Raw genomic sequence first — 14,244 nt, 5'->3', positions numbered from 1 at the left:
GGACGGTGGATGCGCAGCTTGCCGGTGAGGAAAAGTGAACGGGACCGGGGAAAACCCCAAGATCCGTTAAGAAATTCTATACATCAAGCGCAGAAAAACTCGTTGGCGACAAAATTTTTTCTTTTCTATTCTTCGCCGTATCCGATGACACGACACCGTCATCCCGACGACATCCCGATCTGCCATTGAATCTCATGACGCCTTCCGAATTCCGCCAGTCCGTGCGCCACGGCGCGTTCCGCGGCCCGACCGCAGGCCACTGCGGCCCGTTCGCGCAAGCGAATCTCGCGATCCTGCCCGATGCGTACGCGCACGATTTCCTGCGCTTTTGTCAGGCGAATCCGAAAGCGTGCCCGCTGCTCGGCGTCGGTGAACCGGGCGCGTTCCGGATCGACGCGCTCGGCGAGGATCTCGACATCCGCACCGACGTGCCGAGCTACAACGTGTACCGCGACGGCCGCCTGACCGAACGCGTCGAGTCGCTGGAAGCGCTGTGGCGCGACGACTTCGTCGTATTCGCGATCGGCTGCTCGTTCTCGTTCGAGGACATGCTCGCCCGTGAAGGGATCGGGCTGCGCCACGTCGAGGAGGGCCGCAACGTGCCGATGTACCGCACGTCGATCGCGAACCGTCGCGCGGGGATCTTCGGCGGCCAGCTCGTCGTGTCGATGCGGCCGATGCGCGGCGCCGACGCGATCCGCGCGGTCCAGATCACGAGCCGGTTCCCGGGCGTGCATGGCGCACCGATCCATATCGGCCACCCGCAGGAACTGGGCATCGCGGATCTGAACGCACCCGAATTCGGCGATGCGGTGACGATCCGCGACGGCGAGCTGCCGGTGTTCTGGGCGTGCGGCGTGACGCCGCAAACCGCGCTGATGGACGCGAAGCTGCCGGTCGCGATCGCGCATACGCCCGGCCACATGCTGATGACCGACATCACGAACGCGTCGCTGGCCGTGTTCTGATCCGGCATCGCGGCGACGTGCGCGACGCACGCACGACATACGACACACCACACGCAATTGACCGCGCATAACGACAGGAGCACCACCATGGAAAGCAAGACCCTCGCGGCACCCGCCGCCGAGCCCGCGAGCCCCGAGCGTAGCGGCCTGTTCTCGTGGTACGCGGACGCGCAGCCGCGCGAGCGCCGCGCGTTCTGGAGTTGCAAGGTCGGCTACATGCTCGACGGGATGGACACGCAGATGCTGTCGTTCGTGATCCCGACGCTCGTCGCGACCTGGGGCATCTCGCTCGCGGACGCCGGTTTCATCGGCACGATCACGCTGCTCGCGTCGGCGCTCGGCGGCTGGATCGCGGGCATCCTGTCCGACCGGATCGGCCGCGTGCGCACGCTGCAGCTCACGGTGCTGTGGTTCGCGGTGTTCACCGCGCTGTGCGGGCTTGCGCAGAACTATCACCAGTTGCTCGCGGCGCGTGCGCTGATGGGCTTCGGCTTCGGCGGCGAATGGACGGCCGGCGCGGTGCTGATCGGTGAAGTGATCCGCGCGCGCGACCGCGGCAAGGCGGTCGGCCTCGTGCAGTCGGGCTGGGCGATCGGCTGGGGGCTGTGCGCGCTGCTGTATGCGCTGCTGTTCTCGGTGCTGCCGGCCGAGCAGGCATGGCGCGCGCTGTTCCTCGTCGGGCTGGCGCCCGCGCTGCTGGTCGTCGCGATCCGCCGTTACGTGAAGGAGCCGGACGTCTACGAGAAGGAGAAGGCCGCGCAGGCGAAGGTGGCCGACGCACCGCGCCTCACCGAGATCTTCGCGCCGAAGCTGATCACGACGACGCTGCGCGCGGCGCTGCTGACGACCGGTGCGCAGGGCGGCTACTACGCGATCACGACGTGGCTGCCGACGTTCCTGAAGACCGAGCGGCACCTGACCGTGATGGGCACCGGCGGGTATCTCGCGATGATCATCTTCGGCTCGTGGGTCGGCTACCTGACGAGCGCGTACCTGACCGACCGCCTCGGCCGCAAGCCGAACTTCATCCTGTTCGCGATCGGCTCGATGGTGATTGCGTTCGCATACACGTCGCTGAACCTGACCAACGCGTCGATGCTGTGGCTCGGCTTTCCGCTCGGTTTCTTCGCATCGGGCATCTTCTCGGGGATGGGCGCGTTCCTCACCGAACTGTTCCCGACCCGCGTGCGCGGCTCGGGCCAAGGCTTCTGCTACAACGTGGGCCGCGCGATCGGCGCACTGTTCCCGTTCCTGATCGGCGCGCTGTCGAAGCAATATGGCCTCGGCACGAGCATCGGGATCTTCGCGGTCGCGGCATACGGCGTGGTGATCGTCGCCGCGCTGACGCTGCCCGAGACGCGCGGCCGCGAGCTCGACGCCGCGTAAGCGGCGGGGCGGCCCGCCCTTCGTTTTCTTCCCCTTTCATCGACACCGTGACACGGCGCGCGACGCGCACCGTGCGGCGGTGCTCGTTCCGAGATTTCACGACGCATCGACCATCATGACTGACCGACACCTTTCTCCCGTTCCCTCCGACGCCGCGCGCTGGCAATTCTGGATCGACCGCGGCGGCACGTTCACCGACATCGTCGCGCGCCGGCCCGACGGCACGCTCGTCACGCACAAGCTGCTGTCGGAGAACCCCGAGCAGTATCGCGACGCGGCCGTGGCCGGTATCCGCCACCTGCTCGGCCTGGCACATGGCGAGCCGATCACGCCCGCGCACGTCGACATGGTGAAGATGGGCACGACGGTCGCGACCAACGCGCTGCTCGAACGCAAGGGCGAACGTACCGCGCTCGCGACGACGCGCGGCTTTCGCGACGTGCTGCGCATCGCGTACCAGAACCGGCCGCGCCTGTTCGATCTCGACATCGTGCTGCCCGATGCGCTGTACGAGACCGTCGTCGAGATCGACGAGCGCATCGGCGCGCATGGCGACGTCGTCGTGCCGCTCGATGTCGAGAGCGCCGAAGCGTCGCTGCGCCGCGTGTTCGACACCGGCGTGCGTGCGCTCGCGATCGTGCTGATCCACGGTTATCGCCATACCGCGCATGAACGTGCGCTCGCCGAGCTTGCACGCCGCATCGGCTTCACGCAGGTGTCGGTGTCGCACGAGGTGTCGCCGCTGATGAAGATGGTGTCGCGCGGCGACACGACCGTCGTCGACGCGTACCTGTCGCCGATCCTGCGCCGCTACGTCGAGCAGGTCGCGCACGAGATGCCGGGCGTGAACCTGCAGTTCATGCAGAGCAGCGGCGGGCTGACGCGCGCCGATGCGTTCCAGGGCAAGGACGCGATCCTGTCGGGCCCGGCGGGCGGCATCGTCGGGATGGTGCGCGCCGCGCGCGCGGCCGGCTTCGGCCAGGTGATCGGCTTTGACATGGGCGGCACGTCGACCGACGTGTCGCATTACAACGGCGAGTTCGAGCGCGTGTTCGAGACGCAGGTGGCCGGCGTGCGGATGCGCGCGCCGATGATGAGCATCCATACGGTCGCCGCGGGCGGCGGCTCGGTGCTCGGCTTCGACGGCGCGCGGCTGCGCGTCGGGCCCGAATCGGCCGGCGCGAACCCGGGGCCGGCCGCGTACCGGCGCGGCGGCCCGCTGACGGTGACCGACTGCAACGTGATGCTCGGCAAGATCCAGCCCGATCATTTCCCGCGCGTGTTCGGCCCGCATGCGGACCAACCGCTCGATCGCGACGGCGTGGTCGCGAAGTTCGAAGCGCTTGCCGATGAAATCCATGCGGCGACGGGGCGGCGCGAGACGCCCGAGGCGCTCGCCGAAGGCTTCCTCGAAATCGCGATCGGCAGCATGGCGAACGCGATCAAGAAGATCTCCGTGCAGCGCGGCCACGACGTGTCGCGCTACGTGCTGACGACGTTCGGCGGCGCGGGCGGCCAGCACGCGTGCGGCGTGGCCGACGCGCTCGGGATGACGCAGGTGTTCGCGCATCCGCTCGCGGGCGTGCTGTCCGCGTACGGGATGGGTCTTGCCGACCAGACCGCGATGCGCGAGCGCGCGGTCGAGGCCGTGCTGTCCGATGCGTCGCTGCCGGCGCTGAACGCGGCGCTCGACCGGCTGGCCGACGAGGCCGTCGGCGCGCTGCTCGAACAGGGCGTGCCGCCGGAGCGGATCGCGACCGAGCGGCGCGTGCACCTGCGTTACCAGGGCACCGATTCGGCGCTCGACGTGCCGGCCGGCAGCGTCGACGCGATGCAGCAGGCGTTCGAGGCTGCGTACCGGCAGCGCTACGCGTTCCTGATGCCCGGTACGCCGCTCGTGGCCGAACTGGCGTCGGTCGAGGCGATCGGCCGCTCCGACGCGCCGGTGGAAATCGCGCCGCTCGCGCCGCGCGGGGACGGCGCCGCCGCTGCACCGCGCGCCGATTCCGCCGTGCGCTTTTATTCCGGCGGCCGGTGGCACGACGCGGCGCTCTACGTGCGCGACACGCTGCTCGCCGGCGACGCGATCGACGGCCCGGCGATCGTGGCGGAGAAAAACGGCACGACCGTCGTCGAGCCCGGCTGGCGCGCACGGATGACCGCGCAGGGCAACCTCGTGCTGACGCGCACGACGCCGCTGCCGACGCGTCGCTCGCTCGGCACCGATGCCGATCCGGTGCGGCTCGAGATCTTCAACAACCTGTTCATGTCGATCGCCGAGCAGATGGGGCTGCGGCTGCAGAACACCGCGTATTCGGTGAACATCAAGGAGCGGCTCGACTTCTCGTGCGCGATCTTCGACGGCGACGGCAACCTGATCGCGAACGCGCCGCACATGCCCGTGCACCTCGGCTCGATGGGAGAGAGCATCCGCACGGTGATCGAGCGCAACCGCGGCCGCATGCGCGACGGCGACGTGTTCATGCTGAACGACCCGTATCACGGCGGCACGCACCTGCCGGACGTGACGGTCATCACGCCGGTGTTCGCGGACGGCGCGGACACGCCGCTGTTCTACGTCGGCTCGCGCGGCCACCACGCGGATATCGGCGGCACGACGCCGGGCTCGATGCCGCCCGATTCGACGCATATCGACGAGGAGGGCGTGCTGATCGACAACTGGCAGCTCGTGTCGGCCGGTGTGCTGCGCGATGCCGATACGCGCGCGCTGCTCGCGTCGGGCCGCTATCCGGCGCGCAACGTCGAGCAGAACATGGCCGACCTGCGCGCGCAGGTCGCCGCGAACCAGAAGGGCGTCGACGAGTTGCGCCGGATGGTCGCGCAGTTCGGCCGCGACGTCGTGCTCGCGTTCATGGGGCATGTGCAGGACAACGCGGAAGAAGCCGTGCGGCGCGTGATCGGCGCGCTGCAGGACGGCGCGTACCGCTATCCGCTCGACAACGGCGCGGAGCTTCGCGTCGCGATCCGCGTCGATCGCGCGGCACGGCGCGCGGAGATCGATTTCACCGGCACGTCCGCGCAGCTCGACAACAACTTCAATGCGCCGAAGGCCGTGTGCATGGCCGCGGTGCTGTACGTGTTCCGCACGCTGGTCGGCGACGACATCCCGCTGAACGCCGGCTGCCTGAAGCCGCTGACGGTGATCGTGCCCGCGCGCTCGATGCTGAACCCCGAGTATCCGGCCGCGGTCGTGTCGGGCAACGTCGAGACGTCGTCGGCGATCACCAACGCGCTGTATGGCGCACTCGGCTGCGTCGCGTCGAGCCAGGGCACGATGAATAATTTCACATTCGGCAACGATCAATACCAGTACTACGAGACGATCGCGGGCGGCAGCGGCGCGGGCGACGGCTTCGCGGGTGTCGGCGCGGTGCAGACGCACATGACGAACTCGCGGCTGACCGATCCGGAAGTGCTCGAATGGCGCTACCCGGTGCGGCTCGATTCGCACCGGATCCGCGCCGGCTCGGGCGGCGGCGGGCGCTGGCGCGGCGGCGACGGCGCGGTGCGGCGGATCCGCTTCCTCGAACCGATGACCGCGTCGATCCTGTCGAACAACCGGATCCATGCGCCGTTCGGCGCGGCGGGCGGCGCAGCCGGCGCGCTCGGCCGCAACACGATCGAGCGCGCGGACGGCACGGTCGAGGCGCTCGACCATATCGGCCGCGCGCAGATGGCGCCGGGCGACGTGTTCGTCGTCGAAACGCCGGGCGGCGGCGGATACGGCGCGGCGGGCTGAGCCGCGGCACGCGCGGCAGCGTTGACGGCGGGCGTTCGTGCGGGGCGGCGAACGCCCGCCGCGCGTCTCGCGCGCCGGCCGCAACGGCGCGCCGTACCGGTTCCACCCGCGCCGGCAGCAGGACCCGGTAAAACACGCCGCTTCGGGGCAGCAGGATCCGGTAAAACACGCCGCTTCGGCAGTCGGCCCGATATTGCAACCGACTGTGGAATAAAGCGGCGCATTCACGCAAGAACGGAATCAAATTGGCCGGATTTCGTGTCGCAGGAACGCGATCCGGCTCTGCCGTGGCGGTCCCGACGGCCATCAGTCCCCACATTTATGAATTTCCCGCGAACCCTTTGGGAGCAAGGCGCTCCGCCCATCTCGCCAGCCCCATTTCGCACCGCCTCACCAGCGCTTGAGCATGCCGCCAATCATGAAAAATCCGGCTTGCCAATCGAGTCCCGATTCCTTGACACTCTTCACTAAATGTGAGTGCCAATCCTCATCGTCATTTGATAAGATGGCTCTCATCATTCGTTAGGCAAAACCTGCGCGCATTACGCGCGAACGCCGGTCGCATTGGTTGGAACCAAGTACGGGACGTGGGCCGTTGTCACGGCAATCACGGCTGCCTTGCCGGGAACGCGCGCTGCGCGGCCCGGGAGGGCAGTCGGCCAGTTCGCCTCCGTCTACACTGTGCGTTTTTTTCTGGATCGGGGCGTGTCCATGGATGACGAAAACGATAGCGCGGTGCTCGAGGCGCATGTCGGTACGCGCAGCCCCTGCTGGCGTCTCGGCAGCGACAGCAATGCGCTCGAACTGGCCGCCGTCCGCGGCCTGACCAACGTCGCCGTTGCGCTGACGGTCGAGCAGGCCGCGCGCATCCGTGCGCTGACGGGCGTCACGTCGCACCTCGTGCTCGACATCGCGCTGTTCGGCGAGCCGGTCAGCCTCCATCTCGTCGGCAGGAAGGTCGACACGACCGACTGGGCCGGCACGGCCTGCGCCTATTCCGATGCCGTGTCCGTCGCGGGCGATCTCGCGCACGGGCTCGAGTTCGCCGAGCAGGTCGTGTCCGAAGTGAATTCGCTCGTCGTGATTCTCGACCGCAACGGGATGGTGCAGCGCTTCAACCGCCTGTGCGAGGAAGTGACGGGCAAGCGCGAAGTCGACGTGATCGGCCGCAGCGCGTTCGAGCTGTTCATGAGCCCCGAGCAGGGCGCGCAGTCGCGCAGCAACATCACCGGCTTTTTCGCGAGCAACCACTCGTTCGCGGTCGAGCGCTACATCAATACGGTCAACGGGCCGCGCCTGTTCCAGTTCCGCAACAAGTTCGTGCAGAGCGGCAGCGGCGTGGAAGAGCAGTTCCTGATCTGCTCGGGCATCGACATCACCGAGGAGCGCAACGCGCAGCATCGGCTCACCGAACTCGCGAACACCGACGTGCTCACCGGGCTGCCGAACCGCCATGCGATCAGCGAGCGCATCCATGCGGCGATCGCCGACGACAGCGCCGTGTCGCGCGGCCAGGTCGGCATCCTGTTCCTCGATCTCGACAACTTCAAGCGCGTCAACGATCACTACGGCCACATCACCGGTGACCGCCTGCTGCAGGACGTGTCCACGATCATCAGCGGCTGCCTGCCGTCCGGCGCGACGCTCGCGCGGCTCGGCGGTGACGAATTCCTCGTGCTGTTCGAGCACGGCACGCGGCCGCTGCTCGAAGCGACCGCGCAGATCATCCTCGAACGGCTGCGCACGCCGATCCACCTCGGGCTGATGGAGGTCTACACGAGTTGCTCGATCGGCATCGCGATGCATCCGCAGCACGGCGATTCTCTCGAGACGCTGATTCGCAGCGCCGACACCGCGATGTATGTCGCGAAGGAAGAAGGCAAGCATACGTACCGCGTGTTCTCGCTGGAGATGAACCAGAAGGTCGCGAAGTACATGTGGCTCGACACGAACCTGCGCAAGGCGCTCGAGGAAGAGCAGTTCGTGCTGCACTACCAGCCGGTCGTCGATATCGCGACCGGCGACGTGCACGGCGTCGAGGCGCTGATCCGCTGGCAGTCGCCCGATCGCGGGCTCGTCGCGCCGGTCGAGTTCATTCGTTTCGCGGAGGAGTCGGGCCTGATCGCGCCGCTCGGGCGCTGGGTGATGCGCACCGCGGCCGCGCAGGCCGCCGCGTGGAAGGCGAAGGGGCTCGCCATCCGGATCGCGGTGAACCTGTCCGCGCGGCAGTTGCAGGACATGAACATCGTGCACCAGTTCGCGTCGATTCTCGACGGCGCGGGGCTCAAGCCCTGCCTGCTCGACATCGAGCTGACCGAGAGCTGCTTCATCGAGGACGAGGATTCCGCCAACGGGCTGATGCGGCAGTTTCGCCAGCTCGGCGCGCAGATCCATCTCGACGATTTCGGCACCGGCTACTCGTCGCTGTCGCAGTTGTCGCGCCTGCCGCTCGACGCGATCAAGCTCGACCGCACCTTCATCACGGGCATCGACCGCAATCCGCGCTCGCAGGCGCTGGTGCGCTCGGTCGTGTCGCTCGCGAAGGCGCTGAATTTCGCGGTGGTCGCCGAAGGCGTCGAGACACATGCGGAAGCCGACTTCCTCAAGCAGCTCGACGTCGACCACGCGCAGGGCTACTACTACGCACGCCCGATGCCGGCGCAGGCATTCGAGGCGTGGCTCGCGGAGACGAGAAAGCTCAGGCTGATCGCCTGAGCCTCGTTCCTGCATGGGGCGCCGCCGGCAACCGGCGGCGCCCGCCGCATTACACCGTGCGCAGCTTCGACACGCGCCGGTTCTGCAGCATCACCAGGCGTTCCATGTACGCGAGGTCCTTCGGCTCGATCGTGAACGCCGCATGCACCCACGCTTCCGTGATGTCCATCAGCTCCGAGCGCGACAACTGGAACACGCGCTCGCGTGCGCGCAGCATCGCGCGCACGCCGTTCAGCTTCGGCTTCGTCACGTCGATGAAGGTGCGCGTCGCGAGATACGCGTCACCGGCGTCGAACGTCTGGTCGATCAGCCCGCAGTCCTCGTACCACTCGGCCGCATGCGCTTCGCCGGTCGAGATCAGCGATTCCGCGAGGCCGCGGTGCGCCTTGCGCGCGACGAGCGAATAGCCGCCCATGCCCGGGAACAGGTTGAACGCGATCTCGGGGAACCCGAGTTTCACGCCCTTCTGCGCGAGCACGTAGTGATGCGCGAGCGCGGCCTCGAAACCGCCGCCGAGCGCGCTGCCCTCGACCATCGCGATCGAGATTGCCCCGGTGCCGAAGCCCGTGTAGATCTCGTACACGCCGTCGATGCAGGAGCGCGCGTAGGCCATCAGCTGGTCGCGGCGGCCGCTGCGGATCGCGTCGACGAAGAAGCTCAGGTCGCCGCCGACGTTGAACAGCTCGGGGACGAGCGAGCCCGTCACCCAGAAGTCGAACGTGAGGCCCGAGTCGCGTGCGACGCGTGCGAGATGGATGATGTCGGTGACGAGTTGCTGGTTGAAGCACGGCCGCGGCTCCGATCGCAGCATCATCCACATGACGTTGCGGCCTTCTTCGTAAAAGGCAGTCAGTTGCGCGAGTTCGCCGGCTTCGTAAAACGGGCGGCACGCCGGATGGGATTGGAGTTGCATGGTATGTCCTCGTGAGTTGTGGTTTGCGCTTGAAAAACCGTCGCGTGCCCGTTCCATGCAAATGCAAGACGGCCGCATGGCCCCGGTCGCGCGGCATCGCCATTGTTGCCCGCACAAACTCGGCCGATGTGTTGAATGGGTCACCCGATCGCGCGGTTGGCGATCACGAGGCGGCAGAAAAATCGGTTACATGCGATCGAATCGATGCGTGACGTCCGTGCGATACAGGAAGCCGGTTTCCCGCGGGGTTCGCGCAGGACATGCGCGACTCGGCAGGCCGCCGACGTTTCGGCGATGGAAAGTGCGATGTGGCGCGGAGGTCTTTCTCGATGTGTGCCGGAGCCGCGAAACCGGCAGGCCGCGCAGGTATTTCGCGTGTGTTTTTTTATCGGGAAGCGGCAACGACAGCGATGCGGAGCGATTGCCGCTACAACGGAAACCGGGCGGGCCACGATCGCGTGAACGCGGTGAACGCGGTGAACGCGGTGAACGCGGTGAACGCGGTGAGTGCGGTGAGTGCGGTGAGCGCGGTGAACGGCACCGAGATGCCGCACACGCCACGGCGATCGTGATCGGAGATTGGCAGCACGACGTCGATTTCGTTCGTCATGCAGATCGATCGACGAAATCGCCGCGGATCGATGCGCTCGTCAGGCGCGCGTGACGTGTCGGCGGCCCGATCGTGTCCGGGCATCGGGGCGCATGCGTGGTCGGTGCCCCTGCACGGCCGGCACGCCCGGTGCAATCGTGCGGCATGCCGTACGCACGTCGGCGCGTACGTTCGAACGGCGGTCCGGGCAGGGTATTCACCGATCGCGGCGCAGTCCCGCCGGGATTTTTCGACGTTAGAATCCCGCGCGCGTCCTGTTGAGCCACGCGAACGCGAAAGTGGCGCCGCGCCCATCCTTATGCCGATTCGCGTTCGCGGGAACTTGCCAGGATTGGCCCGGATCGGCCACCATTCGCTTCCGGCTCGACTGCGTCAACCCACCGCGGTCCGGCCTCATACCGACAGAAATGCCAGTCCGCACCGCGCGGCCGATCGAATCGGCGCGCGACCGGCTTGGAGGAGAACACCCATGTCAGAAAAACATCGGATCCTGGTGCTGGACGACGATCCGGACGTGCGCGCCTGGCTGAAGGGCGTGCTGGAAGAGGCCGGGTTCGAGGTCTCGGCGGTCGACAGCGCCGCCCGGATGCAGCAGCAGCTCGCGGCCGCGCCGCACGCGCTCGTGATTCTCGACCTGAAGCTGCGCGGCGAGGACGGCCTGACGGTCGCGCGCGAGCTGCGGCGCCGGTCCGACGTGTCGATCATCATGATCAGCGGCCTTGGCGACGAGACGGATCGCGTACTCGGCCTCGAGACCGCCGCCGACGATTTCGTCACGAAACCGTTCTCCGGGCGCGAACTGATCGCGCGGGTGCGCGCCCAGCTACGGCGCACGATCGAGTTGTCGATGCCGCGCCCCGCGTCGAACGGAGGCGGCCCGCGCTACTGCTTCGACGGCTGGACGATGGACCTCGCCGCGCGCACGCTGACGCACAACGGCGGCCCGTGCGCGCTGACGCAGGGCGAATTCGAGCTGCTCGCCGCGATGGTGCAGCAGCCGTCGCGTGTCTGGTCGCGCGACCAGTTGCTCGAACATACGCGCGGCTTCGGCATCGACGTGTACGACCGGACGATCGACGTGCTGATCCTGCGCCTGCGCCGCAAGATCGAGCCGAACCCCGAGCAGCCGACCTATATCCGCACGCAGCGCGGCATCGGCTATGTGTTCGCCGTGCCCGTCGTGCGCGTGTGACGCGATGCGCACGACGTTCAGGCTGTTGCCGCCCTGGAGTGTCCGGGCCAAGCTGATCGCGACGTTTCTGCTGCTGTTCGGCATCACGCTCGCGGTCGTGGTGGTCGGCGTGCTCGGCATGCGCGCGAACCAGAACGCGCTCGACGAATACGAGGCGAACGTCGTGCCGGAGATTGCCCGCGCGCTCGAGTTGTCGGACAAGGTCGCGCAGCTCGCCGCGGTTGCGCCGAGCATGATGCTCACCGATTCGCCGGACTTGCTGCACAACGACACCGAGCTGCTGCGCGGCCTGCTCGGCGACATCCGGCGGTTGTCGCCGGGCTTCGGCAAACAGCCGGGCCCAGCCGCGAAGGCGGGCGAACAGCTCGCGGTGATCGACGATCTCGACGCGATCGACCAGGATCTCGCCCGGCTGCTGATCGTGTCGGGCCGGCAGCGGCAGCTCAAGGAGGAACTGAGCGACCTGCGGCTCGCGAACGACCGCATCGGCGACAGCATCGCGCGCGACAAGAGCGTGATCGCGCAGCGCGCGCCGACGCTGCTCGAGATCTGGGCCCGCACGGCCGGTGCGCTGCAGGCGGCGAACGCGGCGGAGCTCGGCAGCGCGGAAAGCGATAACGAGGCGCTGTGGCTGCGCGCGCGTGAACGCGGCGAAGACCGCCGCCAGCCGGCGCTTGCCGAGGCGCTGCAGCGCCTCGACGGCGGTGCGCGCAACGCGTTCGCGGTGCGCCGCGAGTTTCTGTCGAGCGAAGCGCAGACGGGCTATCTCGTCACGGTCCTGCGCGGCCACGCGGATCACCTGAGCGGCAAGTCGGCGCGCTACGTCGAGCGGTTGCGGCAGATCGCCAGCGAGCGCAGCGACAAAGTGCGCAAGGTCGCGGTCTCCAGCCAGTCGGGCCTGCTGCTGCTGGCCGTCGCGGGCGTCGCGGTGGCGCTGCTCGGCGTCGCGTATGCGAGCCGCATCCTGCACAAGCTGCAGGCGATGACGCGCGTGATGACGCGACTCGCGAAAGGGATCACGTCCGACCGGATGCCGTCGACGCACCGGCCCGACGAAATCGGCGAGCTGGCGCGCGCGTTCGAGGTGTTCCGCACCAACCTGATCGAGAAAGAGCAACTGACCCAGGGGCTCGAGTCGCAGCGCCGCCTGCAGGAGTCGGTGCTCAACTCGATGAACGACGGGGTGTCCGTCCACGACACGCACGGCAGCCTGATCGCGTGGAATCCGACCTTCGCGACGCTGCTCGGGATCGACCCGGGCGCGCTGCATGCGGGCCTGTCGCTCGCGACGCTGCGGCAGGCCATGCATCAGCCCGCGCGCTGGCGCCAGGTGTCGCGCGAGACCGCGACCCGCACGTCGGACGGCGCGCGCATCGCCGCGTCGGCCGAACTGCACCTGCGCGACCAGCGGACCCTCGAATTCCACTGCCAGCCGCTTCCGGACGGCGGATGGGTGGCGGTCTGCCGCGACCTGACGAGCCGGCGCGCGGTCGAGGCGGAGTTGCGCCAGGCGCAGAAGATGGACGTGCTCGGCCAGCTGACGGGCGGCGTCGCGCACGATTTCAACAACTTCCTCGTCGCGATACTCGGCAACCTGGAGCTGCTGCTGCCGCGACTCGACGGGCAGCAGGACGCGCAGACGATGGCCGAGCGGGCGCGCCGCGCGGCCGAACGCGCGTCGCGGCTCACGCGGCGGCTGCTCGCGTTCGCGCGGCGCCAGCCGCTGCAGGCCGAACGCGTGTCGGTCAGGGCGATGCTCGCGGAGATGCTCGATCTCGTCGAATACTCGGCGGGCCAGCGGGTGGCCGTCGTGCTGGAGCCGGCCGCCGACGCGATGTGGGTGAACGTCGACCGCGGCCAGCTCGAGAACGCGGTCCTCAACCTGGCGCTCAACAGCGCCGCCGCGATGCCGGGCGGCGGGACGCTGACGCTGGCCGCGCGCCGCGAACCGGCGGCCGACGGTGCCGCCGCGCCGCACGCGATCGTGCTGAGCGTCACCGACACGGGCTGCGGAATCGCGCCGGTGCTGCTCGACAAGGTGATCGAGCCGTTCTTCACGACCAAGGCGGCCGGCGAGGGGAGCGGGCTCGGGCTCAGCAGCGTCTACGGCTTCGTGCGCCAGAGCGGCGGCGATCTGCGAATCCACAGCGAGGTCGGCCAGGGGACGCGCGTCGAACTGTGGCTGCCCGAGTGCGCGCCGCCCGAACGGCGCGGCACGCCGGCCGTCATCGCGGCCGCGCCCGTTGCCGGACCGGCCGGTGCCCGCGTGCTCGTGGTCGACGACGATCCCGAGGTGCGCGACACGGCGCTCAGCCAGTTCGCGGCGCTCGGCGCGCGGGCCGACGCGGTGGCGACCGGCGACGCGGCATTGCGCTGGCTGGCCGAGCACGGCCCCGTCACGCTCGTGCTGTCGGACATCTCGCTCGGCGCGGGCGGCAGCGGCATCGCGTTCGCGGCGCGGCTCGCCGAGCGCTGGCCGGCGCAGCGCGTCGTGCTCACCTCGGGCCTGCCGCCCGAGATTCATCAGACCCATCCCGACTGGCGCGCGGACCTGCCGTTCGTGCCGAAGCCGTTCGATCTGGCGGCACTCGCCGCGCTGCTGGGCTGACGCGCGACGGCGATTGTTTCGATTGTTAATGGCGCGGCGCGTTTCCGAAATTTTCGATTAACCGGACTGGAGTCTCATAGACCCACGGCACC

Annotated in this window: 8 protein-coding genes; 6 read left to right on the top strand and 2 right to left on the bottom strand. The window is 68.4% G+C overall.

The genetic code is table 11. The features are described 5' to 3' along the window. Window positions 1–194: 194 nt before the first annotated feature. The 4 genes from JYG32_RS25550 to pdeR all read left to right on the top strand — a co-directional run bounded on the left by JYG32_RS25550 (window position 195) and on the right by pdeR (window position 8,829). Window positions 195–968, top strand: coding sequence for a putative hydro-lyase (locus JYG32_RS25550; RefSeq protein ID WP_174378287.1), 774 nt, complete (start codon window positions 195–197; stop codon window positions 966–968). Window positions 969–1,055: 87 nt separating this feature from the next. Further along, entirely contained in the window at window positions 1,056–2,354 is a 1,299-nt protein-coding gene (locus JYG32_RS25545; RefSeq protein WP_174378286.1) for an MFS transporter, read from the top strand. A 115-nt stretch (window positions 2,355–2,469) separates the two neighbouring features. Further along, window positions 2,470–6,114 carry a hydantoinase B/oxoprolinase family protein gene (locus tag JYG32_RS25540; RefSeq protein ID WP_213265456.1) on the top strand — a complete coding sequence of 1,215 codons (3,645 nt, stop codon included), beginning with the start codon at window positions 2,470–2,472 and terminating at the stop codon, window positions 6,112–6,114. A gap of 711 nt (window positions 6,115–6,825) precedes the next feature. Continuing rightward, on the top strand, window positions 6,826–8,829 hold the full coding sequence (gene pdeR / locus JYG32_RS25535; RefSeq protein ID WP_213265455.1) for a cyclic di-GMP phosphodiesterase: 2,004 nt from the start codon (window positions 6,826–6,828) through the stop codon (window positions 8,827–8,829). A 49-nt stretch (window positions 8,830–8,878) separates the two neighbouring features. Here pdeR and JYG32_RS25530 read toward each other — a convergent pair whose 3' ends face one another. Together JYG32_RS25530 and JYG32_RS25525 are read right to left on the bottom strand one after the other, a co-directional pair. Beyond that, window positions 8,879–9,742, bottom strand: coding sequence for a crotonase/enoyl-CoA hydratase family protein (locus tag JYG32_RS25530; RefSeq protein WP_174378283.1), 864 nt, complete (start codon window positions 9,740–9,742; stop codon window positions 8,879–8,881). Between the two features lie 427 nt (window positions 9,743–10,169). Further along, window positions 10,170–10,352, bottom strand: a complete 183-nt coding sequence (locus JYG32_RS25525; RefSeq protein WP_213265454.1) for a hypothetical protein — start codon at window positions 10,350–10,352, stop codon at window positions 10,170–10,172. A gap of 469 nt (window positions 10,353–10,821) precedes the next feature. Here JYG32_RS25525 and JYG32_RS25520 point away from each other — a divergent pair, with 469 nt between their 5' ends. Together JYG32_RS25520 and JYG32_RS25515 are read left to right on the top strand one after the other, a co-directional pair. After that, window positions 10,822–11,544, top strand: a complete 723-nt coding sequence (locus tag JYG32_RS25520) for a response regulator (RefSeq protein ID WP_174378281.1) — start codon at window positions 10,822–10,824, stop codon at window positions 11,542–11,544. 4 nt (window positions 11,545–11,548) lie between these two features. Next, complete coding sequence (locus tag JYG32_RS25515) at window positions 11,549–14,152, top strand: ATP-binding protein (protein ID WP_213265453.1); 2,604 nt, start codon at window positions 11,549–11,551, stop codon at window positions 14,150–14,152. The last annotated feature ends 92 nt before the right edge of the window (window positions 14,153–14,244 follow it).

The sequence above is a fragment of the Burkholderia pyrrocinia genome, from assembly GCF_018417535.1.
Classification (GTDB): Bacteria; Pseudomonadota; Gammaproteobacteria; order Burkholderiales; family Burkholderiaceae; genus Burkholderia; species Burkholderia pyrrocinia_E.
This window is presented reverse-complemented; position numbering and strand designations above follow the sequence as displayed.